Source organism: Desulfosarcina sp. BuS5 (assembly GCF_028752835.1).
GTDB lineage: Bacteria > Desulfobacterota > Desulfobacteria > Desulfobacterales > BuS5 > BuS5.
Genome location: NZ_CP087952.1, coordinates 1,543,556 through 1,566,286, shown reverse-complemented (window position 1 = coordinate 1,566,286; position 22,731 = coordinate 1,543,556). Strand labels below are relative to the sequence as shown.

Sequence of the window (22,731 nt, the reverse complement as noted above, 5' to 3'; positions counted from 1 at the left end):
TATACATTTTTAAAACGGCGCTTTGGGTACATTTTTACACAGCCGCTAACACTCTTCGTCATATGCTGCTTACAGTACTGTATGCTTTAATATTAAACAGCTCACCTATGTTGTTAAGGTTTTCGCCTCGCATTTGACGTAATAGATAAACTGCAATATTTCGCGGTTCATTAAAAACACCGCGTCTTGTTATCAATAATTCATTAAACGATACACCATAATGTTCACATTTTGATTCAGGTACTTCATAGCATTTTTTCTTAAAATAATATTTTTCTTTTATTCCTGTTATGAAACTTTCCGGATCAAAAAATGATGGAAATTTCTTTAAAAAAAACAGCCTTATAACCTCTTCTGAATCATATTTCAGCATAAACTCAATAAACGGTTTCAGTCGGCCCCGTTTGCAAAGGCAATGGCTGTACGGACAAGTTGGTTGCCTTTAGGAAGACGTTCTTTGAACTCCAGGCGACGGGACTCAGGTTCGTCAAGATATCGGGGGTGTTCTTTACCAATGGATGTCATATAAACTTTCCTTCGGAACCATGGCCTGTGGTCGAAATGTATCAATTACCCAAATGGTCAAAAATCCTGAACTGGGTTTTATCCTTTCCAGGCCCGAAGAGATCCGGGCATAGCCGGGTGCCCCTTCCGATCATCTGTTCAAATTTGGCTCTGGACTTTAATTCTATAAAAAAGGTTTTCTCTGGAACTATAGCCTTGTGCCAAATTTTAAAATCGGGTAATTATCTGACTGTCTATATACCTATAGCCCGGACTATCAAGCCGCTTTCAGCATGAAATCAACATGTACTGATTCAAAGGGGAATTCGATTTGACCTTTACCGGTTTTTTGCAATATTCCAACATTCAAAAGTATGTGTACATCACGATGTACTGCTTTTATGTCTCTGCCCAAACGACGAGATGCTTAACGCATTGATATTGGCCCTGCGTTTGTCATAACTTTAAGTAACTCCCATTGATTGCCCGATAGAATCTTAAAAAGAAGCGCAGGCAACTCGAAGCTGATAAATGTTTCGTGCGGTTTTCCCTCTAAAGCTCCAAGTAATCGTTTGTTAATTTTTCGCGGAAAGAAATCCCCAATATTACGGTACGCATGTTAAAACCCCCGGTTGTCCACATCACTCCAGAAATCTTCAGACAATGCTTTTGGTGTGGTAAAAATGTGTTGTTTTCATCCAAGGTAGTCAATTATTCCCTTTGCGGTTTTTCCGGCGGAATGAATCGCTCTTACAATAAGAGACTGCCCGGTATTCATATCGCCTGCTGTAAAGACTCCTTCCACTTCAGTCATCCTGTTTTTGTTAGACGACAGATTCCCCCGCGTATCTGTTTTTAGTCCAAAATCGTTTATCAGTCTGCTGTTGCCCGCGCCTGTAAAACCCATTGCGAGGATTACAAGATCCGCATCGATTTTAAACTCTGTGCCGGGTATTTCAACCGGTATGTATCTTTCCCCGTTTTTTCCCCATTTAACTTCAGAGCAGTGCAGCTTTTTTAACTTTCCATTAGACCCTTCAAATCTTGTTGTTGTGACGGACCATTTTCTTGTACCACCTTCTTTATGGGCATGGGTGGTCCTGAGAATGGAGGGCCACATCGGCCAGGGGGTTTCGGGCGGCCTTTTTTCAGGGGGCTTTGGAAGAATTTCAAGCTGGGTTACTGTTTCAGCGCCCTGTCTTAATGCGGTTCCAAGGCAATCAGATCCGGTATCGCCGCCGCCGATGATGACCACATTTTTTCCGGTTGCGCTGATCTCATCCTCGAATACAATTTTTTCTCCACTGTTTTTTTTATTCTGCTGAATAAGATAATCGAGTGCAAAATGAATCCCTTTCAGATCTCTTCCTTCAACAGCAAGATCACGTGGTTTTTGGGCGCCGCATGCAAGACAGATTGAATTAAAATGCCTTTTCAGATATCTTGCCGAGATATCCGTTCCTGCTGTTACTCCTGTTTCAAAAACAATTCCCTCCTTCTCCATCAGGCTTATTCTACGTTCGATTATTCTTTTTTCAATTTTAAAATCGGGTATCCCGTATCTCATCAGGCCGCCCGGTTTTTCAGCCGCTTCAAAGACTGTAACATTATATCCGACCCTGTTTATTGTATCAGCAACCGCCAGACCTGCCGGGCCTGATCCTATTACAGCCACTTTTTTGTCGGTCAATCGGACAGGAGAAAAGGGTTTGATATATCCTTTTTCAAAACCTTTTTCAATAAGAGCAAGTTCAATCTGGCGGATTGTTACAGGAGTGCCGTTTATACCTGCGACACATGCAGCTTCGCAGGGAGCAGGGCAGAGTCTGCCTGTAAATTCAGGAAAGTTGTTTGTTGAAAGCAGTATCCTGAGGGCTTCTTCCCAATCACCCCTGTAAAGAAGTTCATTAAACTCAGGGATAATATTGGACACCGGGCATCCGTACCCATGGCAGAAAGGAATTCCGCATTCCATACACCTTGCGGCCTGCTCATAAACATTATCTTCATCCGGTTCCAGTTCGACCGCTCTGTAGTCTTTAAGCCTTTCCTCGCGCGGCCTGTATCCAGGTTCTTTCCTGTTGTATTCTATAAAACCTTTATCTTTACCCATCTTGAACCTCTTGCCTTTCTGTTGCTTCGTCCTCCCTGCTCATTTTACCAAGGACTTTCCGGTATTCCATAGGAAATACCTTAACAAAATAAGGGAGGCTATCCTCCCAGTTTATTAGTATTTCATGCGCTTTTTTGCTTCCGGTATATCCATGATGCTTCTGTATCAGCGTCTTAAGCTCCTCAATATCCTCCTGCTCCCTTATGAGCTCGAGATCTATCATTTCGAGGTTGCAGCGATCATCAAAACGCTGGAAAGGATCGTATACATAAGCTATTCCCCCGCTCATACCGGCCCCGAAATTTATGCCGGTTTCGCCCAGAACCACGACCCTTCCTCCTGTCATGTATTCGCAGCCATGATCTCCTACACCTTCAATGACTGCATTTGCGCCACTGTTGCGTATGGCAAACCTTTCTCCAGCCTTCCCGCAGATATATGCTTCCCCTGAAGTTGCGCCATAGAGGAGAACATTTCCGGCAATGATATTTTCAGAAGGATTAAATGAGGCTCTTTTATCCGGTTTTACAATTATTTTTCCACCGGAAAGTCCTTTTCCGAGATAATCGTTTGCTTCTCCGGTCAGTACAATGGTCAGGCCTTTGGCGGCAAAAGCACCGAAACTCTGGCCTGCTGAACCATTGAAGCTGCAAATAATGGTATCGTGGGGGAGCCCTTCATGCCCATAAAGCGTTGCAATTTTACCGGAGAGCATTGCGCCGACCGTTCTATCGTAATTGTGGACAGGATAGCTGATTTCAACTTTTTTATTTCCTTCAAGGGCATCTTGTGCATCTGCTATCAGTTTCCTGTCTAGTACATTTTCAGTGTCACACGGCTGCGGTTCAATCTGCCTTTTGGGAGAAACCTGATCAGTTTCGTGTGTGTAGAAAATTTTTGAAAAATCAAGTCCTTTTGCCTTCCAGAAGTCTACAGCCCTGTTCATTTCAAGTATATCAGCCCTTCCTGTCAGGTCGTCCATCTTTCGGAATCCGAGTTGAGCCATATATTCACGGGCTTCTTTTGCTACCATATGAAGAAAATTAACGATATATTCAGGTTTCCCCTTGAAAAGATTTCTCAGATCTACATCCTGCGTTGCAATTCCTGCCGGGCATGTGTTTTTGTGGCATTTACGCATCATTACGCATCCCAATGTAACCAGGATGGAGGTTGCAAATCCGAATTCCTCGGCCCCGAGAAGAGCGCCGATGATGACATCCCGGCCGGTTTTAATCTGTCCATCCACCTGGATTCTTATCCGTTTCCGAAGTCCGTTCTGCATTAACGTCTGCTGGGTTTCAGCAAGGCCCAGTTCCCATGGCGCTCCGGCATGCTGGATAGAGGAGAGGGGTGATGCTCCTGTTCCTCCATCACTGCCGCTTATAAGCACCTTGTCAGCCCGTCCTTTTGCTACGCCTGCTGCAACTGTTCCGATCCCTGCCTCTGAAACAAGTTTGACTGAAACATCGGCGGCTGGATTAATATTTTTAAGATCAAAAATAAGCTGGGCCAGATCCTCTATTGAATAAATATCATGGTGGGGCGGTGGTGAAATCAAAGTAACACCCGGTGTTGAATGCCTTACCCTTGCTATCTCCGCATTTACCTTATGCCCGGGCAACTGTCCTCCTTCACCCGGTTTTGCGCCTTGGGCGATCTTGATCTGAAGCTCTTTTGCATTGACAAGATACTGGGCGGTTACACCGAACCTTCCACTTGCAATCTGTTTTATTGCGCTTGACCGGCTGTCCCCGTTTTCCATGGGAATATAGCGGGCAGGGTCTTCACCGCCTTCACCGCTGTTACTTTTTCCTTTAATACGGTTCATGGCAATAGCTATTGTTTCGTGGGCTTCTTTACTGATTGATCCAAAAGACATTGCCCCGGTTACAAAGCGTTGAACAATTTTTTCAGCAGGTTCCACTTCATCAAGGGGTACGGGAGTTCTTTTTTTAAATTTAAACAGCCCTCTCAGGGTCGACTGTTTTTCATTCTGATCATTGATCATATCCGAATATTTGCGGAAGGTATTGTAATCATTATTTCTGACAGCATGTTGAAGCGTACTCAGGGACTCAGGCGTCCACAAGTGCCGTTCACCATCTTTGCGAAACCTGTAATGTCCGCCTGAAGGCAGGATACCTGCGGCCTTGTCCGGCCCTGTTTTGTATGCATTCTGATGCCTTAAATTCGCTTCCTTCGCAATCTCTTCAAGCCCTATACCTTCAATGGTAGAGACGGTGTCTGTAAAATATTTATTAATAATACGACTGTTTATGCCGATGGCCTGGAAAACCTGGGCATTCCTGTAGCTTCTAAGGGTTGATATACCCATTTTTGACATTGTTTTAAGGATTCCCTTACAAACGGCTTTAATATAATTTTCAATTGCTCCTGCTGTGTCATTATTGTTTGAAATTTTGCCGGTAATAGCCATTTCAGCAATCGATTCAAAAGCCAGATAAGGATTTATTGCGGTTGCTCCGTAACCGAGGAGCAGTACAAAATGCATAATTTCTCTTGCTTCACCTGTCTCGACCACAAGACCGGTTTCTGCGCGGGCTCCTTTTTCAATAAGCCTCCTGTTTACTGCTGCAACTGCGAGAAGCGCCGGTATCGGTGTCATATCTTCGGGCAATTCTTTGTCACTGAGAATGATAATCGAATTTCCACTCTTTAAGGTTTTGTTTATCAGGCTGCACATCGATTCAAGAGCTTCTTCAAGATCTCTTCCCGATCCGCCTGCAGGAAACCCGATATGAATAGTGTCACAACTAAACCCTGGTTTTTTAATTTTTCGCAGCCTTTTTAAGTCTTCATTGGTCAAAACAGGGTGCTTCAGTTTTATCAAGCGACTGTCTCCGGGAGTTTCTGAAAGGATATTCCCGCTATTTCCCATGAATGTCATAAGGGACATAACAAGTTCTTCTCGCACCGGATCTATGGGAGGATTCGTCACCTGCGCAAAAAGTTGTTTAAAATAGTTGTACAAAAGCTGGTTTTTTTCGGAAAAAACAGCGAGGGGGCTGTCGTTTCCCATGGAGCCTGTAGGTTCCACACCGCTTGTGGCCATAGGGTTCAATAGAAAATCAAGCTCTTCACGGGTATATCCGAAAAGCTTCTGGCTTTGCAGCAGATTTTTAGAATCAGGTTCAACCCGGTCGACCGCACCGTAAAAACCCCTCAAAGTAATTTGATTCTCAGCAACCCATCTTCTATAAGGCTGCTGCCTGGCACAAAGCGTTTTTACCTCCCCGTTTTTCAGGAGTCGTTTTTTTTCAAAATCGACAAAAATTATGTCTCCTGGTCTTAAAGCACCTTTTTCAGCTACTTCATCAGGGGCAATATCGAGCACACCGGTTTCTGAAGCAAAAACAATAAGACCGTTTTTTGTTAAAGTATAGCGCGCGGGCCGGAGTCCGTTTCTATCTAGCATGGCTCCGGTATGAACGCCGTTTGAGAATACCACTGCGGCCGGCCCGTCCCAAGGCTCCATAATTCCTGAATGATATTCAAAAAACCCTTTGAGATCCGGCCCTATATTATATTTAACTCCCCATGCTTCAGGGATCAGCATCAGCATGGAGTGGGAAATGGATCTTCCAGCGTTAGTAAGAAGTTCCAGTACATTGTCAAGACATGCTGAATCACTCCCGTTTTTATTTATTACAGGCAGCAATTTTTTTATCTCATCGCCGAAAAGATCGGATTTAAAAGATGATTCTTTTGAACAGATCTGATTAAGATTGCCGCGCAGTGTGTTTATCTCACCATTATGCGCAAGATACCTGAATGGCTGGGCCAGCTCCCAGGACGGGAATGTGTTGGTGCTGTATCTCTGGTGGACAAGTGCTAAAGCGCTTTCCATGTCAGTATCATGAAGATCGGGATAAAAGCCGGAAAGCTGGGGAGCTGTAAACATACCTTTGTATATAATGGTCCTGCATGACATGCTGGTTATATAAAAACATCCGGCCTCAGAAGATAAACCGGCGCCCTGTTTTTCGATCAGTCTGCGAACAATATATAGCTTACGCTCAAGGCTCTCTGCATCCAGGCTAGAACCGTCAATAAAACACTGCATCACTTCGGGTCTACTTTTGTAAGCCTGCCCTGAAACTGCTTCACTGTTTACAGGAACATGGCGCCATCCTATAAGGGCAAGGCCTTCGGACACAACAGTTCTTTCAACTATACGGCGGCATTCATCAATAAATTCTGTATCTCGCGGCATAAAGATCATGCCGACACCGTAAGTTCCGCTGTCTGAAAGATTGATGCCTAATGATGCGCATTCTTTTTTTAAAAATTTGTGCGGTATTTGTAAAAGGATTCCTGCACCGTCACCGGTTGCATCGTCACCACCCACAGCACCTCGGTGGATGAGGTTATGCAGGATTTGGATACCTTTCTTAATTATGTCATGATTCCCAACACCATGAATGTTTGCCACAAATCCCACCCCACAGTTGTCATGTTCAAACAGCGGATTATAAAGCCCCTGTGTCTCGGATATGGATCGTGATTGCTTCGATTCCAATTTTTTCATTTGATATTACCTGTATTTTTTTAATTTATTAACACGAAATTAAAACAGCATATTTCAGAAGATGAATATCATACTCTTTTCTTGGTAGTCCCTACAAAACAATGCAGGTTCGAAAAATCAGCTACTTACAAGGTATTGGGACTGTAATGAGATATCTCCAGTTTAGTGGAGAATTCGTAAGTCCCATCTGCATTGCCGGTGTATTATGGTTATACTTTTTTATAAATTTCTCGTTTTCATTGTTAATTCGTATTCGTAAGCTCTTATGAAATTGTATGTAATTATAGTTGAATAAGTTAATCCACATTACATTACTAAAATTCAGCTTGTTCTTGCAATACCCCAGGGTTTTTCTCTGAAGATAGGAGATATGTTGCCTTAGGGTAAGGTTCAGTCTCTCAATAAATGAGGTGTTTTGGCTTTTTCCGGGGAAATCTTTTACAGTACCTTTTACAAAATATTTTTTAACTGTTACAAGCCGACGCTTTATTCGGCGCTTAACAATTTGCAGGTAAGCATAAGGAATTTCAGACATAATGTTTTCGAGCGCATTTTTGTAAGCCGCTAATTTATCTGTAGCGACCTTTAATATATTGTAACCGTTCACGGGCAATAATCGTTTTGAGTTTAAAATTTAATATCTAACCGCAAATTTTTTTAAGAAAAATTTTGCGTTCCAGTGCCTGATGGTTTATAGTGTCAGGAATGGAATCAGTCATAACATATCGGAGGCGATCAGTCACCAGGCAAAATATAGCGACCGTCAGGCGGATTATTGAATCACATCCTGACAAAAGCAGACGCTTCATTTCTCAAGAAGTCTGCAGGGAATGGAACTGGAGACAGTCTAATGGTGTTCTTAAAGATATGATCTGCCGAAGCCTGCTGCTTCTTTTGGAATCAAAGGGTTTTATTAAACTGCCTGCCCGAAAATGTACCCCTCCCAACCCTCTTGCAAAGCGAAAAAAAACATCCTGGGTAATAGTCGATAAAACTCCTGTTCATTGTTCTGTCGAAGACCTGTTTCCTATAAAACTTGACCAGGTTCGCAGAACTTCTTTTGAGAAGATATTCAATGGTCTTGTAAGTGAGTACCATTATCTTGGTTATACTCAACCAGTTGGGGAGCATCTCAAATATATTGCATTTTCTCATAATCGCCCTATTGCGTGTTTGGCATGGGGGTCAGCGCCATGGTATATTGGAGCACGAGATCGTTTCATTGGCTGGAGCAAAAAGATTAGAGAGAACAATCTTCATCTAATCGCCAACAATCTCCGTTTTTTGATCCTGCCATGGGTTCAAGTCCCTTGTTTGGCATCATATTTATTGGCATTGAACCGTCATCGCTTGTTACAAGATTGGAAAACTTTATATCATCATCCGGTTTATCTGCTTGAAACCTTTGTTGACACAGAGCGCTACCGCGGTACCTGTTATAAAGCGGATAATTGGATCTGTGTGGGGCAGACAACCGGTCAGGGCAAGCTCAGCAAATCAAAGCAACCACTACTTTCCAAAAAGGCTGTTTATGTTTATCCCTTGACTAAAAACTTTCGCAGGGAGTTATGTCATGACGCATGATGAAGCATTGGCTTTGTATAATGCCGGGCTGAAAGTTACGGTCAAAATCCTGTGTGATTTAAGCAATACTATTGAATTTCAGGAAGAGCAGATAAAGGCTTTGGAGGTCAAGGTTGCCAAGCTTTCAAAAAACTCATCTAATTCCAGCAAACGCCCTTCTTCTGATGAGATCACAAAGCCAAAAAATCAAAAAGAAGGAAATCGTAAGATCGGAGGCCAACCCGGACATGAGAGGCATCTTCGTACTCCCTTCACCGAGGATGAGATAAACAAAACTCATCCATACATACTAACTGTTTGCCCTGTATGCGATGGGGAAGTTCATATAATTGATGCGCCTCCTCGTATTATCCAACAAATGGAACTGCCGGAGCTGCCGATAATCAAAGAAGAACATCGTTCGTATCCGGTATGGTGCGAGAAATGTCAGCAAATTCATTACATGCCTTTTCCTGCTAATATAGTCAAGGAAGGGCTCTTCAAAGAGCGCTTGACAGCCTTGGTTGCCTATATGAAAAATGTCTGTCATGCATCGTTTTCCACAATCAGAAAATTTATCCGAGACGTCCTTGGAGAAAATGTTTCCCGTGGATATCTGCGAAAAGTAATTGAAAAAGTAAGTCAGTCCCTGGAAGCGCCATACAGTGAATTGCTCAATCGTTTACCTTTCGAGGAAGCAGTAAATGTCGATGAAACCGGCCATAAGGAAAACAAAGACAAGTTTTGGACATGGGTTTTCAAGGCTGAAATGTATGTGCTGTTCAAAATCGACAAGTCCCGTGGATCAAAAATTTTAATTGATGTTTTGGGTAAAGAGTTCAACGGAGTACTGGGTTGTGATTATTTTTCGGCGTATCGCAAGTATATGAAGGATTTTAACGTTACTATACAGTTTTGTATCGCCCACTTGATTCGGGACATCCGGTTTTTAACAACTTTGCCAGATAAAGAAACAAAAGCATATGGCGAAAAACTTCTGGATGAAGTCCGAAATATGTTCAAGGTTATTCATGATCGTGACAATATAATCCCGGAAGACTTCACCAATGCTCTTGAAAAGGCTAAGGCAAGAATTATTACAGCAGCCTTGGAGGATGTTCCGAGTCGACTGAATAAAGACGGTAAAGAAGAAAAACGGGAAGCCAAAAATATGGCCAACCGATTCCGCAAGCATGGTAAAGAATATTTTGAATTTATCACAACTCCCGAAATAGGCCCTACCAACAATGTGGCAGAACAGGCAATCCGATTTATCGTAATAGATCGTTACGTAACTCACGGTACACGCAGTATCAAAGGACGAAAAAGTTGCGAACGGTTATGGACTGTAATTGCAACATGCGCATTACAAGGCCGATCAGCATTCAATTTTATATTGGAAGCAGTTAAGGCGTACTTCAAGAATGATCCCGCCCCATCCCTTATACCTGATACCTCATAGTGAATTTACGATAGGAATCCCTCGGAATCAGTCTATTAAAAAACCTGGAGTTGATTTGACATTCCGCCACTGCGTGATCGACTGGCCACTGATTTCGAATATTCCGTGTATATTTCGCAGAGGACAATCATAGGTGATGCGCTTATTCTTACACTGATCATGAAATGAGAACGAGATTTCCTAAGTAGTGATCAAATGCAAGAATTTCTTTTTTTGTCTCTTTATAATCCAACATCCTCATCAAAGATGAATCGGTAGGCGTAGTAGTATATCCCTAAGATTTTTTCATCCTTGAAGACAGCGATACTATATACCGTTTATTCATAGGCCCAACCATTTCCTGCCATTCCAATATTTGAAGGGGGCATTTATACCCGTGAACGGTTACAAAAAATGAAACCCTTAAAAAGGAAAGATGTATGTTGTAACTTCTCAATAATCTATGGCGGTGAACGTCATTCCCGTGAAGACGGGAATTCAGAAAACCTGTAAAACCGCTGGATTCCCGCCTTCGCGGGAATGACAAGTACCTGATACGATATTTCACGCATAACACGACACTACCAACTTTTATATAAAATTATAGGGTGGATTAAGGAGCCTATCGACGAATCCATCAAAGTTAACAATATCAAACAGTTATTCAGTTTGTAAATTTCTGATAAGTTGTTTTTGAGCGAGCCCTTAACGACTTAACGACATCTGAAGCCCTTTACAACTGAAGAGAATAGATAAGGATTTGTGCAAGATTGACCGCCCAGTATTCCCCAGGCCGGGTAAGATAAAGACATCCGTTGGAAAGTCTTATTAAGCCTACCTTCTCCCACTGGGAGATGAGAGGTCCGACACTGTTTAAAATGTCCAGATTATGCCTTAATGACAGGGTTTTAAGATCACAATAACCAAGCTCTATCTGGCAGGAAATATCTTTGAGCAGCAAGTTCTTTTCACTTCCTTTAAAGCCCATGGCAACAGGCTTTCGATCTGCTTTGACCGCTGCGAGATAGTCTTTAAGATCACCTTCTAAAAAAAACATGTGATTTCCAAGCCATCCACCCGCACCTGAACCAAGCGGTAAACATTCACTGCGTCCACGCGAAAAAATATTGTAAAGGCTCCTTTCCCTGGCATTGTTTGCCCAGTGAGTAAGGGAAAGGCGTCGCTGGTGAGCAGCTTCCATTATCTCTATACCCCGAACAAAATAATCGGCCTGCTCACGCAGGGTGGCCGGTTTTGGCAGCGCCTTTTTCGACACCGATTTTTCCAGAGGTCCGCCGGTAAAAATATTCAGTTGATAAAGATCACAGCCGTCAATATCAAGGGAAAGATATGTATTGATATCCTTTTCCCATATTTCAAGTGTCTGGCCGGGAAGGCCATAGATAAGATCTATAATGGCAGTTGCTTTGCCCATCTCACGAATAAGAGTTAATGTTTCAATTAGTTTTTCTTTGGGCTCTTTTCTGCCGATGGATTTTCTTATCTGAGTGTCAAATGTCTGAACTCCAAGAGAAAAACGGTTTACACCTGCTTCAAGGGCCGCTTCAATCTTATCTTTATCAAAATTAAAAAACCGTCCTTCGAAAGTGATTTCACAGTCATTGGTCAAGGGGTAAAGTTTTTTTACAGTTGAGACCAGTCGTAAAATATCAACGGCGTCAAGAGCGGTCGGAGTCCCCCCACCAAAATATACGGCATGAAATGGTTTAGACTTGATAAAGGATTCCTTTGCTGTAAGTTCCATCTCGCGTATAAGTGCATTTACGTATTGCTTTGCAAGATCCGGTTTATATGCATTTTGATAAAACCCGCAAAAAAGACAGTGCCCCTGGCAAAAAGGAATATGGATATAGATGGTACGTACAGGCTGCCCTTCAAACTTGTTAGACATAGCCTCTGACCAGCGTTTTTGTAATTGATCATTCGGTATAGGATCATTTTTGGGCATGGCATGAACCGCCATTTTACGATCAAACGCTTCATGGAGAGGATCATCGGTTTCATTAGCCAAAAATCTTTGTTCGTCGGTAAGATGCATTGTCTGGCGCCTGTTATAACCGATATTCAGATCTGAGTTTTTACTGTTTTTCCTACCACCAATTCCCATTAAGACATCTTTGGCCTCTTCAAGAATTTCCTGCGTGACAGTGACCATCCCCTTTTTTCTTACATAAGCCTCCACCCCCTTCTGAGCCATATTCTTAACAAACGGAGGCACTTTTTTTAAACCCTCTTTTGCTTCAGGAGTCCATTCCATCAATTTTATCCTTTCATCAAATATCATTCAAACATTTTAAAATCAAAACTCTCGCCGGGTTTTGCGCTGCAACGACCGGTCATGCTATCTATCTTAACTCTGAAAAAGGGCGACCTGTCAGGGTTTATGCAAAACTTTTCTGCGACTTTGCTGTAATCGGTCTGCATAATAGCTCCCAATTTTTCCCAGCCCTGCAAAATCTCCTCTTTATCCTTAATAAAGGAACCTGTACCAAAACAGGAGATCCCCGCCCATCTGGACAGATTTTTATTTGTGAAGGTGATTTTCACCAACACCCTGGGATTTACGGAGACATTTGCCGCCGTAGTCCCTTTAGGATTAATCATAAAACCTATAATATTTTCTTCATAAAGAAAATATGTAGCCTCTATGGCATACGGGCTTTTTTCCGGTGTTACTGAACATATGGTTGCCCATTTGCTTTGTTTCAGAGCCTGATTTATTTCTTCTTGCGTCATTTTTCTCATAAAATTTCCATGCCTGACATTTGCCTGCTGCTTTATGCACCGCTCTCATTAAGTTTATTAACCATAGCCTCAAAAGCTTTCTGCGCATTGAGGCAGTCTGTCTCATCAGGGTGTTTTTTGCCCTCTTCGAGCCTCTCCTTCCTTTCCGGCGTCATTGCGTGATGAGGATCATCTTTCATTCTCTCCTCCATCATCTTTATTAAAGCCGGATCTACCTTGCCCTGGCAAAGAAATGTTCCTAAAATATCGTTTTCCTTCATCAGGTTTTTTATATTGTTAATACAATCTTTTGCGTGGTCTGAATCAGGATAAGCGCCAAGGGTTCCAAAAAGACCAACTTTTTTTCCCTTCATTTTGGCCATGTATTTTCGAGCCGTTGCGTTTGCCGTTCCCTTGTCGATCCAGAAACCCATTGCAATAAAATCATATCCGTCCGCAGGCGGAGCATCCTCAACTTTTTTGATTTCCTTTGGATCAGGCAAGGCTTTATATACAGCTTCAGCCACCTTTTTTGTGTTTCCTGTCCGGCTCGAATATACCACAAGACTTTTCATAGTATAATTTTCCTTTTTTTGGTTAAAGTGGATTTTTCAGGATTCGCTCAAAGAAAAATTAGCTTTGTCAAATCACCAAACTGTTACATTTATTTATAAACTGTTGGAGCTTCCAGTGGAAGTCTTATCTGATAACTGCATGCCTCTGCAATAAGCTCAAGATCATGGGTAATGACAAGGACACATTTCCCCTGCCCTGCAAACTCCTTCATCATTTTAGACATTGTTTTCATATTCATGCCATCAAGACCGCTTGTGGGTTCATCCAGAATTAAGATATCCGGATTCTTGATCAAACCGCAGGCTATTACAAGCCTCTGCTTCTGCCCCCTGATAAAGACTGGGGATGCCGAGTGGCAAGCTCGTCAAGGCTGAAATTATGCATTAAGTCCTTAGCCATTTTTTCACGTTCAGATTTAAACAGGAATCTGGCGGCAACATCAAGTTCGGTACACACGGTCTTCATGTATAATTGATGGTCCATATTCTGCAACACAATGCTCGACTTTTTAAGCAGCGTTTTTAGGGGAATTATTCTGTGATCCAGAAAAATATTCCCCGAAGACATCTTATGAAGACCGGTCAGGAGTTTGGCAAGAGTGGTTTTACCGACGCCGTTACCTCCAACAATAGCAATGACTTCTCCAAAGGGCAGCCTTAACGAAACATTTTCAAACAACGCCTGTCCGTTCCTGCTGTATGAAAAACTCATATCATCAATTTTGAATCCCGGTTTTGAGGTCTCTAACGCATCCGGCAGCATTATTTTTGAGGAAGCGATTTTTGTTTTACGCAAACCATATTTGATGCGAATCGCATCTTCTTTTAAAATTGAGTAATGGCCTGATTCTGCAATCCTGCCGTCCTTGAGAACATAAACCCTGTCAATCAGCTTAGATAACCAGTAAAGCCTGTGATCAACAATTACTATAGCTATCCCTTCCTGTTTCAGTTCTGCAAGAATCAATGCCAGTTCTTCTGTGGCCTTCGGATCAAGATTTGCTGATGGTTCATCAAGAATAATGACTTTGGGTTTCAGGGAAATGATCGAGGCAAGGGCCACTTTTTGTTTTTCCCCTTCCGACAAGTCAAAGATTCGCGAGTAAATGACCTTTTCCAATGAAAAACGCTTAACCATCTTCAGAACGGTAGCGCTGATCTCGGATGGGTCCACACCACGGCATTCATGGGCAAAGGCCAGCTCATCATCGACATTCAGAGCAAAAAACTGATGCTCAGGATCCTGAAACAGGGTCCCCACATCACCGGCAATCTCATGGATCTCCCGGCCGGCATTATCTATTCCGTTGACAAAAGCCTTTCCTGTCAACTCTCCTTTATAATAATGAGGCGCAAGGCCGTTTATAATGCGCACCAGGGTTGATTTACCGCAGCCGCTTAATCCTGTAAACAGAACCGCTTCTCCCGGTCTGAGCTCGAAAGAAACGGACTCCAAAGCCTTTTGGTTTTGAAACGGATATGTATATGATACATTCTCAAGTCGAATCATTTAGACTCTGTGACCTTTCAAACGAAAAGCCTTGCCTGGTATTCCAGCAGGCAGGCAAAGGATAAAAAAATAATGGCCACAGCGCCGATAAAATAATCGACACCTGAAAACCTGTTTGTCTTGTAGTAAGATATCCTTTCATAATAACCGACCCCCTTAAGTTCCGCAGCTACTGCCAGTTCATCGGAAGCACGCAATGCCCTTATTACAGTTGGTACGAACAGCAGCCTTGTGGTCAGAAACGGACGGAAGGTAAGAGTGAACGGATTAATACGATACCCTCTAATTTTAAGACTCTGGTTGATCAGCTTTATGTCGTCAATGAAACTTGGAATAAAGCGAATCATGACCGCAGCAGGCAGATAAATAAACAAGGGCAGGTGAAGAGACCTTAAAGAAGTCAGGATATCTTGAATCTTTGAAGACAGGGCCAATGCCAGAATAACATTTAAAAGTATTACAACCCGAAGAAAGGGAACAAAAAACATTGAAAGATCAAACTGACCCATTTCAGGCATGAAAACAGCCATAATTTTAATACAAAAAAGGGCAATCAATCCCATCAACATGACAGCGCCATAGCAGATAAGCAGGACACCGAATCGTTTTTGAAAGAGCACATAGACAAGGCTTGCAGCAAGAAGAAAAGTCAGCGGGATAACCCCCTTTAAGACAATAACAACAACCGAGCTTAAAAGGCAGATTGCCATTTTCGTGCGGGCATCTAATCTTCGAATACAATTATCAGAATATGTTGTTTTATTATTCCCTGATAATTCCTGCATGCTTTAACTCCTTTACAAAAAAGACGCCGCTTCCCAGACCCAGAAGGCAGCCCAAATAGCCAATAGTTACAACAATAACACCCATAATGAAAAGTTTTGGTTCTTCCCTGAATGTCAGATATGAATAGCCCAGTGTAATAGCCCGCGATAAAAAGTCAAACAGCCCGATACCGGCGATAAGAGACCATGTCCTTTTGTATCCGCCTGCAACAACTATGAGACAGTCGCAGACAAGACCTGCTATGAGCATCCCCGGCACGGTTATCATATTTCCGCCCATTAATAACAAAGAAACAACACTGCTGACCATAACAAACAGGGTAAGCACGCCAAACTTTCTGACTTTGTAGAGAAGCACAACCAGCAAAGATGTTGCGACAATGTTCTTTAAAACCAGTGTAACCGGATTCATACTACCGCCTGCTATGGCAATCAAAAGAGTCGAAACCTTTATCAATGCAGCAAATATTCCGATTACGATTAATTCTCTGACCTGCCAGTATCGTTTTTTAGGCAAATGCTCCGGCATTATCATGCCATCAGAATTGACAGCCGCCGAATCGGATTGTATCATTCTTTTTCTACTCCTTTACGTAGTCAGGCTGAAGCTGTTTAGCTGCCCACCCTCCTATCCTCCCAGCCTCTAAAATGTAGCGCTCAGCTTAACAACAACATGCCGTTCAGCCGCCATAAGGCTTTCAGTCGCATGCGTGTATTCCTTGTCTAATAGATTGTTAAGCTCCAGGCTCAATTTATATTGACTGCGTTTCCCTAAATCAACTCCCAGAGCCAGATTTAGAGTTCCCCATCCGTCAAAATGTTCCACAGTTCCATCGCTTAAGTCTTCTTTATCAGCATCACTGGCTGCCCGAACGAAAAGATCTCCCCACAACGCAGGAATAATTTCAAGATTCTTTTCGTACCGCAATCCAAAGCGGCCATTTAAGTCAGGAAGGCCGGTATCTTTTGTTGGACCAGCATCGGTCTCGAATTTTCTTCGTATCCAGGTACCGTTAATATATGGTGTAATTCCAACAGATTCAAAGGTATATTGCGCCAGCATCTCAACCCCGTATGTAGTGGCTTCATCAACATTATCATACTTATCACCTCCTGTTACCACTACAGTTGTAATATAGTCATCAGCCGATGAATAAAACCCTGTCAGGTCAAGGAGAAACTCTTTGTTGTCAAAACGAACACCTACTTCAAAATTATCGGACGTCTCGGGATCAAGATCAGGATTGGCAAATGTAGGGTCGGAACTCCCGTGCACTGTACCGATAAAAAGCTGCAACAGATTCGGGTACCGGTAACCCTGGGAATACAGAGTGCGAAGTGCCAGGTTATCGATACCTGAATATACCAGGCCAAGGCTTCCTGTGAGATTGGTATCATCACTCGATTCTTCAGTAAGGCCTGGATCGTTTGTTTCTTCCAACTCTGAATCGACCCATGTGTACCTTAAGCCTGCTGTAAGGACAAAGTCATTTATAATATTCCATTCGTCTTGGGCATACAGGGCGTAGGTTTTCATGTTAGCTTCATCATTAAAAAGGTCATCCGTTACAGTTGTAACTGGAAAAGGAAAACTCGTTGTCGTCGTGTCGAACTGGCGTTGGTCAGCATCCAGATAGTCCAGAACAACATCAAGCCCTGTAATGAGGTAGTGTTTTTCAAGGGGAATCCAGTCTAACTGGAGGGTACCGCCATATGCGTCCTGATCGTTTTGCGTTGTAATGCGAAGTTCTTTGTCTATTGTCGCAGGCTTCAAAAAAGACGCCGTACTTTTCCCTGTCCCACTCCGGCAGATCAAGCTGAAATGCTGTGAGCGGCGGGCTTATTGTATCCGGCGATGTATGTACTTCGATTTCGCTGTCATAGCGCTGGTAATTTGCGCCTATCGATATTTTTTCCCAGTCATAGCCTAAAAAAGCGTTCCCGTCTTTAAACTCGTATGCTGAATTATCGAGCTTACCCTTTGGGGTTTCCCTGTCATCATTATCTGAATAATTGCCGGAAAGCCTGTAGCTAAAACCTTTAATTGTTCCAAAAACAGATCCATATCCTGCAACGCCGTCTGTTGATGAGTCGTATGTGCCGCTTAAGGTCAGCCCGACAGGTTTGTCTCCTCCCTTTTTAGTAATGATATTCACAACTCCGCCAATAGCCTCCGAGCCATAAAGCACGGAAGCAGGCCCTTTTACCACTTCGATACGTTCTATATCCCCGGGAGCAATAAATATCGGCGCTCCGTCCATTGATTTTTGTTCAGAAATCTTCTGTCCGTCTATCATGATAAGCACTCTTGATCCGGATTCGCCGCGTATCATCAGTCTCTTTGCACCTGAGGCCGCATTGTCAAAGAGAAACACACCCGGAATATCACGAAGAAGTTCCGGTGTGCTGTTTGTTCCAGTACGATTGATATCCTTTTCATTAACAACAGACATCGAAGTCGGAACATCCATTATATCCTTTTCTGTCCTGGTAGCGGTGACAACCACCTTTTCGATTTTAATTTCTTTCACATCTTTGTTCTGTGCAAAAACTGCTGAAACTGTAAAAACAGTAAAAATCAGCGAAACAAAAACAGGTAATAAACCTCTTGTTTTTTTCATCATTGTCTTATCTCCCATTGTTCTTGGAACCGTTTTATTAAAGCGCAAAAATAAAGGCGCAACCCAAAACCGAATACAAGTTACGCCTTCACTTTCTCCAGCTTTATTATGACGAGAGACCGTAAGACATCCGCACGTATTTCCAATTATTTATTTGTTAGTATCCATCCATAAATGAGGATTTTTGTTCAAGATCAAGGCATGCGAAAAAAATAACCGCAGGCATATGGTTGATATTCCGAGGATTATTTTTTTCGCATAACGCAGAGATTGGGCAGGTAAGCGAGCCTGCGAGACTCCGAAAAGACCATTTATGGATAGACACTTGTTAAATTTCTTCTGCAAGAATACCAGTCAGATGTCTTCTTAACATTTCAATCTTTTTTGATTTGAAGTTCCTGCGAGTTTCTTCAAAAGCTTCTATAGTGCTAATGAGTGTTTCCTTGAACCTGCGCCTGTATGGACAATCGTGACAAAAACATATTTCTCCTTTCTTGCTGATACAGTCCCGAAAAGTTGCGGCACGCAGCAACCGGTGATGCTCATCGAACAGCATTGAAGCTCTTGAGCATTCTTTATAAGTGCATTTTCCGGAGTCATTGAACCAGCTTTATTATCGCCATTCATTTTGAACATAAAAAACCTGGCTAAAACATTTTTTCTTTTTTCCACCCAGGCCGGCACCATTCGTTGGGTAGCCGGTATGCTGCTTGCCCAGGCCGCTCTCATTGCTACCCTGGTAGAACTGCTTTGAGCCGTTTGCCTCCATGCTTTTATTATTTCAGCTAAATCAGATTCCCTTCACCCTTTTTCTTCTTTTTTAAATTATTTGTAATGGTTGAGAAAATGCAATCCATCGCTTCCATGACCATTTTTTTGGTGCCGACAATCTTATTTGGCTTTGCTAAACAAGTTAGGGGCTCTTAACAAATGGGAAGTTCTATGTCAAGGTTTTTTGTTTGAACCCGGAATCGCAGGTAAAGATCGATAACGGGTGAAGGCAGACAAAAGGCAATAAGAGTCAAAAGCTTGCCCTTTACCTGAACAAAGATGGTTTAGAATCTTTGAAAAACTTAACAAGTGTCCGTCCATAAATAGGATGGTTCATTCGAGATCAAGGCACTCTAAAATTTTAACCGCAGGAATACATTAAGTATTTTGAGGATTAAAATTTTAGAGCAACGCAGATACCGGGCGAAATAGCCATTTATGGATGGGCACTAACGAGGTGGTTGGTCTTTCAGATTTTATCTATTGGAAAAGGTGAGCTGGGCTCACAGCCGCAGACTGTACCGTGGGCATGATGATGGCTTGCCTTGCTGAAAAAATTCTTTAGCCTATCGCAAATCGGCCTGACCGACAATGCGAGTAAAATTATGGCACCTGCCAGTTGGCCATAAAAAGGAATGAGTTCAGCCGCCTGGCCGGCCACTGCCCTGGCCGAGAATCCAAACCCTATATAGAGCTGATCCAGGATCAATCCGCAAAACACGGCAAAAACGGCCAGGGTAAGCAGATAGATGGCAGTAGCTCTCTTGCCAAGGAGTCCGAAAAGAACCGATAACGAAGTAATATTGGTTGCCGGTCCGACCAGTAAAAAGACAAGGGCGGCACCCGGGCTTACTCCTTTAAGAATGAATGCTGCCGTAATGGGAGTTGAGGCTGTTGCACATATATAGAGCGGAATGCCCATGGCCAGCATAATAAGCATGGAAGAAAAACCACACCCGAGATATTGGATAAAAAGACGTGAAGGGACCAGCGCAGTAATCAAACCGGCCAAAAGGATTCCTGTAAAAAACCATCCTGCAAGATCTCCCCAAATATCGGTTACTGCAAACTTGAGGCCTGCCTGTAATTTTTCAACAAAGGAATGATGGTGTTTATGCTCATCCGGCGAACAGTCAATCCCGTCACAACACCCATCTATCGGGCAGCTTAAGTCCACCTTTATCTTGTCTTTATCGTTAGCGCTATGAAACAGATTTTCAGTTATTCCGGCGGCAATAGCGGTGAGAAATGCCGCTACCGGTCGGGCCACTGTCATCAGCGGATCAAGCAAAGCATAGGTTATGGCTATGGAATCCACTCCGGATTCCGGTGTTGATATCAAAAAAGCAGTGGTAGCGCCGTTGTTGGCCCCCTGCTTTTTTAGTGATGCTGCCGCCGGCAGCACTCCACAGGATCATAAAGGGATGGGTATTCCGAACAAAGCCGCCTTAAATACGGAAGTAAAGCGTCCCTTTCCCAGATGTCCGGCCACTGTTGCCGGACTGATAAAGACCTTCAGCAAACCACCCACAAGAATACCAAAAAGAATATATATCGATGCTTCCAGTAATAGATGCCAGGACTGTAAAATAATAGTGACTAAAACGTTCATAAGTTTCTCCGTTTTTATTTCCAGATGTAAATAGATTCAAAAGTGACTGACAAGTTTTTCAATAAAAGTGTAAAATTGCTTTGTTTCATCTTCATTCAATGAAGATGTGATTTCACTGGTTAGTTCAAGGTGCAATTTATGGTGTTCTTTAAAATATTTTTGACCCTTTTTCGTGAGGACAAGAACGATGGAACGACGATCGTTTTCATGAGGCTTTCGCAATATCAAATCATTTTGTTCCAGTCGGTCGATCATAACCGTGAGAGTTCCTGTTGTGACACCCAGCTTTTGGGCCAGTTCCTTCATCCGAAGACTCTCCTGATGGCCCATAATTTCGATGGCATGCATTTGGGCAGGGGTTAGACCGCTTTCCTTAACCACGGCATGTTCCCAGGAAGACATCTTTTCATAAAGCTCGATTAAAATTGAAGAAAGTTTTTCTATGTCGGTATGGTGCATGACACCTCGCTTCACCCGTTATTGAAAATTCGTCCACCGCACTGTTTCCCTTTCTTACCACAGTATCGACGGGGATACGCTCGCCAGGTTTAACCAGAAGGATTTCTCCAACCTTAACTTCGTTAATCGGTTTTGTGATCGCCCGGCCATTAATAAGCACTGTGGCTGTTTGCGGTGCGATACCAATTAGAGATTGAATCGACTTTCGTGCTGAACTGCTTGCTGCTTCTTCTATTAAAGCACCCAACATCATAACAAAGCTGACAAAAGCCGCCTCCAGAAAATTCCCCCGAACAAGACATGCTATGATTGCCAGGCTTACGAGTTCATCCACATTCAGTTTGCGCTGTACAAGGCCTTTGATACCACCCCAGATTATGGGAAGTCCGTTTATAGTCACAGATGCCAGGGCAAAGACCATTGCTATTGTGGCTATGGTATCTTCAGATAGGTTAAATGAATGCGTAATTGCCGACGCAGGATATATTCCTCTATCCAGAAGAAAACTCAGCAGGGCAAGAATCCCCGCTAAAATACTCTTAAAAATTCTCCCTGTTGCAGCAGTTCACGATAGACGCCAGGGCGGGAAAAACGACCGATCATGCCTTACCTCCTTATTAGAAAGGTTTTATTGCTTAAAAATTGCGGAAATCACCTTTGTTTGAATCTCAAGCTATTTGAATATAAAATAATTTGAAAATCAAGCTATTATTAAAAAACTTTTTCCTGCTATTTTTTAAAGCTGTCCCGAAAGATTTGGCAAAGTCATGTACCCTTAAAGTGACCCTTAATTTTGTCCTTGATATTGGGGTAAAAAATATGGCAGAATAAACAAAAAATGGGAGGGTGATATGCTGGTTCAGACCAAAGTGCAGATTGACGCAAAAGATCATAATTTCATCAAGAAAACGTATAAGGGCTTTCGCTACAGAAGCCTTAGTGAATATATGCGAGAGGCTATCAACGCCAAGGTTAAAGAAGACCGCAAAAGGCTTCGGGAATTTAAGAGGATGGAAGCCATGGAGATGATCGGCAGGGCACAATATGATAACCTTTTTGAATCGATAGAAGGGGAAGATTTTGAAAGCCGGTGATATCTATTGGGTAAGTCTTGATCCAGCTATCGGGGATGAAATTAAGAAAAGACGGCCTGTACTCGTCTTGAACGGTGGTCATGACAAGCATCTCAAGCTTGCCATTATTTTACCTGTCACTGCCTGGAACCCGTATTGGAAGGAAAATCCTTTTTTCGTTTCTCTGGAACCTTGTACAAACAATGGCCTTCAAAAAAAATCTGTAGTTGACTGTTTTCAGATCAGAGCCATCAGCCACAGGAGATTTGCGGAAAAGATCGGAAACATCTCAAACGATGAAATCAGCCTTGTAAAAAAGTCAATTGCCCTGATTCTTGATATTGAGCCGGAACATTGCGAGTTGGATGATTAGGAATGTTGGCTGGTTTTCATTTCAACAATAGCCA

At 42.8% G+C, this 22,731-nt stretch carries 22 protein-coding genes and 2 pseudogenes; 4 read left to right on the top strand and 20 right to left on the bottom strand.

Annotated features, from left to right (window positions below; genetic code table 11):
- Positions 1-58: 58 nt before the first annotated feature.
- The 6 genes and pseudogenes from BuS5_RS07805 to BuS5_RS07785 form a co-directional block, all read right to left on the bottom strand.
- The gene (locus BuS5_RS07805; RefSeq protein ID WP_274428137.1) at positions 59-373 is read right to left on the bottom strand and encodes a helix-turn-helix domain-containing protein; all 315 of its coding nucleotides are present in this window, start codon (positions 371-373) and stop codon (positions 59-61) included.
- Between the two features lie 17 nt (positions 374-390).
- Positions 391-525, bottom strand: a complete 135-nt coding sequence (locus tag BuS5_RS07800) for an ATP-binding protein (protein ID WP_232223116.1) — start codon at positions 523-525, stop codon at positions 391-393.
- Between the two features lie 256 nt (positions 526-781).
- Positions 782-1,021, bottom strand: a pseudogene (locus BuS5_RS20420) (HVO_A0114 family putative DNA-binding protein).
- Positions 1,022-1,198: 177 nt separating this feature from the next.
- The gene (locus tag BuS5_RS07795; protein WP_027354906.1) at positions 1,199-2,617 is read right to left on the bottom strand and encodes a glutamate synthase subunit beta; all 1,419 of its coding nucleotides are present in this window, start codon (positions 2,615-2,617) and stop codon (positions 1,199-1,201) included.
- Positions 2,610-7,169: a glutamate synthase large subunit gene (gene gltB, locus BuS5_RS07790; RefSeq protein WP_027354907.1), complete on the bottom strand. Its 4,560-nt coding sequence runs from the start codon at positions 7,167-7,169 to the stop codon at positions 2,610-2,612. The genes BuS5_RS07795 and gltB overlap by 8 nt, the downstream gene beginning before the upstream one ends.
- Positions 7,170-7,290: 121 nt before the next feature.
- Positions 7,291-7,776 (bottom strand): hypothetical protein, encoded by a 486-nt coding sequence (locus BuS5_RS07785; RefSeq protein WP_274428136.1) that lies wholly within the window; start codon positions 7,774-7,776, stop codon positions 7,291-7,293.
- Between the two features lie 98 nt (positions 7,777-7,874).
- Between BuS5_RS07785 and BuS5_RS07780 the strand changes: the two genes are divergently transcribed.
- Both BuS5_RS07780 and tnpC read left to right on the top strand, forming a co-directional pair.
- Positions 7,875-8,753 carry a DUF4338 domain-containing protein gene (locus tag BuS5_RS07780; RefSeq protein ID WP_274427795.1) on the top strand — a complete coding sequence of 293 codons (879 nt, stop codon included), beginning with the start codon at positions 7,875-7,877 and terminating at the stop codon, positions 8,751-8,753.
- Positions 8,743-10,194 (top strand): IS66 family transposase, encoded by a 1,452-nt coding sequence (gene tnpC, locus BuS5_RS07775; protein WP_274427794.1) that lies wholly within the window; start codon positions 8,743-8,745, stop codon positions 10,192-10,194. Before BuS5_RS07780 ends, tnpC begins: the two co-directional genes overlap by 11 nt.
- A 712-nt stretch (positions 10,195-10,906) precedes the next feature.
- On the opposite strand, the gene hutW is transcribed toward tnpC, so the two are convergent.
- The 14 genes and pseudogenes from hutW to BuS5_RS07705 all read right to left on the bottom strand — a co-directional run bounded on the left by hutW (position 10,907) and on the right by BuS5_RS07705 (position 21,672).
- Positions 10,907-12,451 carry a heme anaerobic degradation radical SAM methyltransferase ChuW/HutW gene (gene hutW / locus BuS5_RS07770; RefSeq protein ID WP_198012300.1) on the bottom strand — a complete coding sequence of 515 codons (1,545 nt, stop codon included), beginning with the start codon at positions 12,449-12,451 and terminating at the stop codon, positions 10,907-10,909.
- Between the two features lie 23 nt (positions 12,452-12,474).
- Positions 12,475-12,939: a pyridoxamine 5'-phosphate oxidase family protein gene (locus BuS5_RS07765; protein ID WP_027354691.1), complete on the bottom strand. Its 465-nt coding sequence runs from the start codon at positions 12,937-12,939 to the stop codon at positions 12,475-12,477.
- Positions 12,940-12,971: 32 nt separating this feature from the next.
- Positions 12,972-13,493, bottom strand: coding sequence for a flavodoxin family protein (locus BuS5_RS07760; RefSeq protein ID WP_027354692.1), 522 nt, complete (start codon positions 13,491-13,493; stop codon positions 12,972-12,974).
- A gap of 89 nt (positions 13,494-13,582) precedes the next feature.
- Positions 13,583-13,789, bottom strand: a complete 207-nt coding sequence (locus BuS5_RS07755; protein WP_198012301.1) for a hypothetical protein — start codon at positions 13,787-13,789, stop codon at positions 13,583-13,585.
- A 15-nt stretch (positions 13,790-13,804) separates the two neighbouring features.
- A pseudogene (locus BuS5_RS07750) lies at positions 13,805-15,003 on the bottom strand (ABC transporter ATP-binding protein); the annotation flags it as partial.
- A 17-nt stretch (positions 15,004-15,020) separates the two neighbouring features.
- A complete protein-coding gene (locus tag BuS5_RS07745; RefSeq protein ID WP_051375057.1) occupies positions 15,021-15,788 on the bottom strand; it encodes an energy-coupling factor transporter transmembrane component T family protein in 768 nt (255 codons plus the stop codon).
- Complete coding sequence (locus tag BuS5_RS07740; RefSeq protein ID WP_198012302.1) at positions 15,766-16,362, bottom strand: MptD family putative ECF transporter S component; 597 nt, start codon at positions 16,360-16,362, stop codon at positions 15,766-15,768. Before BuS5_RS07740 ends, BuS5_RS07745 begins: the two co-directional genes overlap by 23 nt.
- Positions 16,363-16,431: 69 nt before the next feature.
- Positions 16,432-17,562, bottom strand: a complete 1,131-nt coding sequence (locus tag BuS5_RS07735; protein WP_198012303.1) for a TonB-dependent receptor — start codon at positions 17,560-17,562, stop codon at positions 16,432-16,434.
- Positions 17,465-18,412, bottom strand: a complete 948-nt coding sequence (locus BuS5_RS07730; RefSeq protein WP_027354695.1) for a TonB-dependent receptor plug domain-containing protein — start codon at positions 18,410-18,412, stop codon at positions 17,465-17,467. Before BuS5_RS07730 ends, BuS5_RS07735 begins: the two co-directional genes overlap by 98 nt.
- Positions 18,413-18,829: 417 nt before the next feature.
- Positions 18,830-19,138 (bottom strand): hypothetical protein, encoded by a 309-nt coding sequence (locus BuS5_RS07725; RefSeq protein WP_027354696.1) that lies wholly within the window; start codon positions 19,136-19,138, stop codon positions 18,830-18,832.
- A gap of 511 nt (positions 19,139-19,649) precedes the next feature.
- Positions 19,650-20,585 (bottom strand): SO_0444 family Cu/Zn efflux transporter, encoded by a 936-nt coding sequence (locus BuS5_RS07720; protein WP_232223108.1) that lies wholly within the window; start codon positions 20,583-20,585, stop codon positions 19,650-19,652.
- Between the two features lie 9 nt (positions 20,586-20,594).
- Entirely contained in the window at positions 20,595-20,792 is a 198-nt protein-coding gene (locus BuS5_RS07715) for a hypothetical protein (RefSeq protein WP_232223109.1), read from the bottom strand.
- 36 nt (positions 20,793-20,828) lie between these two features.
- Positions 20,829-21,251, bottom strand: a complete 423-nt coding sequence (locus tag BuS5_RS07710) for a MarR family winged helix-turn-helix transcriptional regulator (protein WP_027354697.1) — start codon at positions 21,249-21,251, stop codon at positions 20,829-20,831.
- Complete coding sequence (locus tag BuS5_RS07705) at positions 21,199-21,672, bottom strand: P-type ATPase (protein ID WP_027354698.1); 474 nt, start codon at positions 21,670-21,672, stop codon at positions 21,199-21,201. The genes BuS5_RS07710 and BuS5_RS07705 overlap by 53 nt, the downstream gene beginning before the upstream one ends.
- 430 nt (positions 21,673-22,102) lie before the next feature.
- Here BuS5_RS07705 and BuS5_RS07700 point away from each other — a divergent pair, with 430 nt between their 5' ends.
- Positions 22,103-22,345, top strand: a complete 243-nt coding sequence (locus BuS5_RS07700) for a crotonobetainyl-CoA--carnitine CoA-transferase (RefSeq protein ID WP_027354700.1) — start codon at positions 22,103-22,105, stop codon at positions 22,343-22,345.
- Positions 22,332-22,697 (top strand): type II toxin-antitoxin system PemK/MazF family toxin, encoded by a 366-nt coding sequence (locus BuS5_RS07695; RefSeq protein WP_027354701.1) that lies wholly within the window; start codon positions 22,332-22,334, stop codon positions 22,695-22,697. Before BuS5_RS07700 ends, BuS5_RS07695 begins: the two co-directional genes overlap by 14 nt.
- Positions 22,698-22,731: the final 34 nt, after the last annotated feature.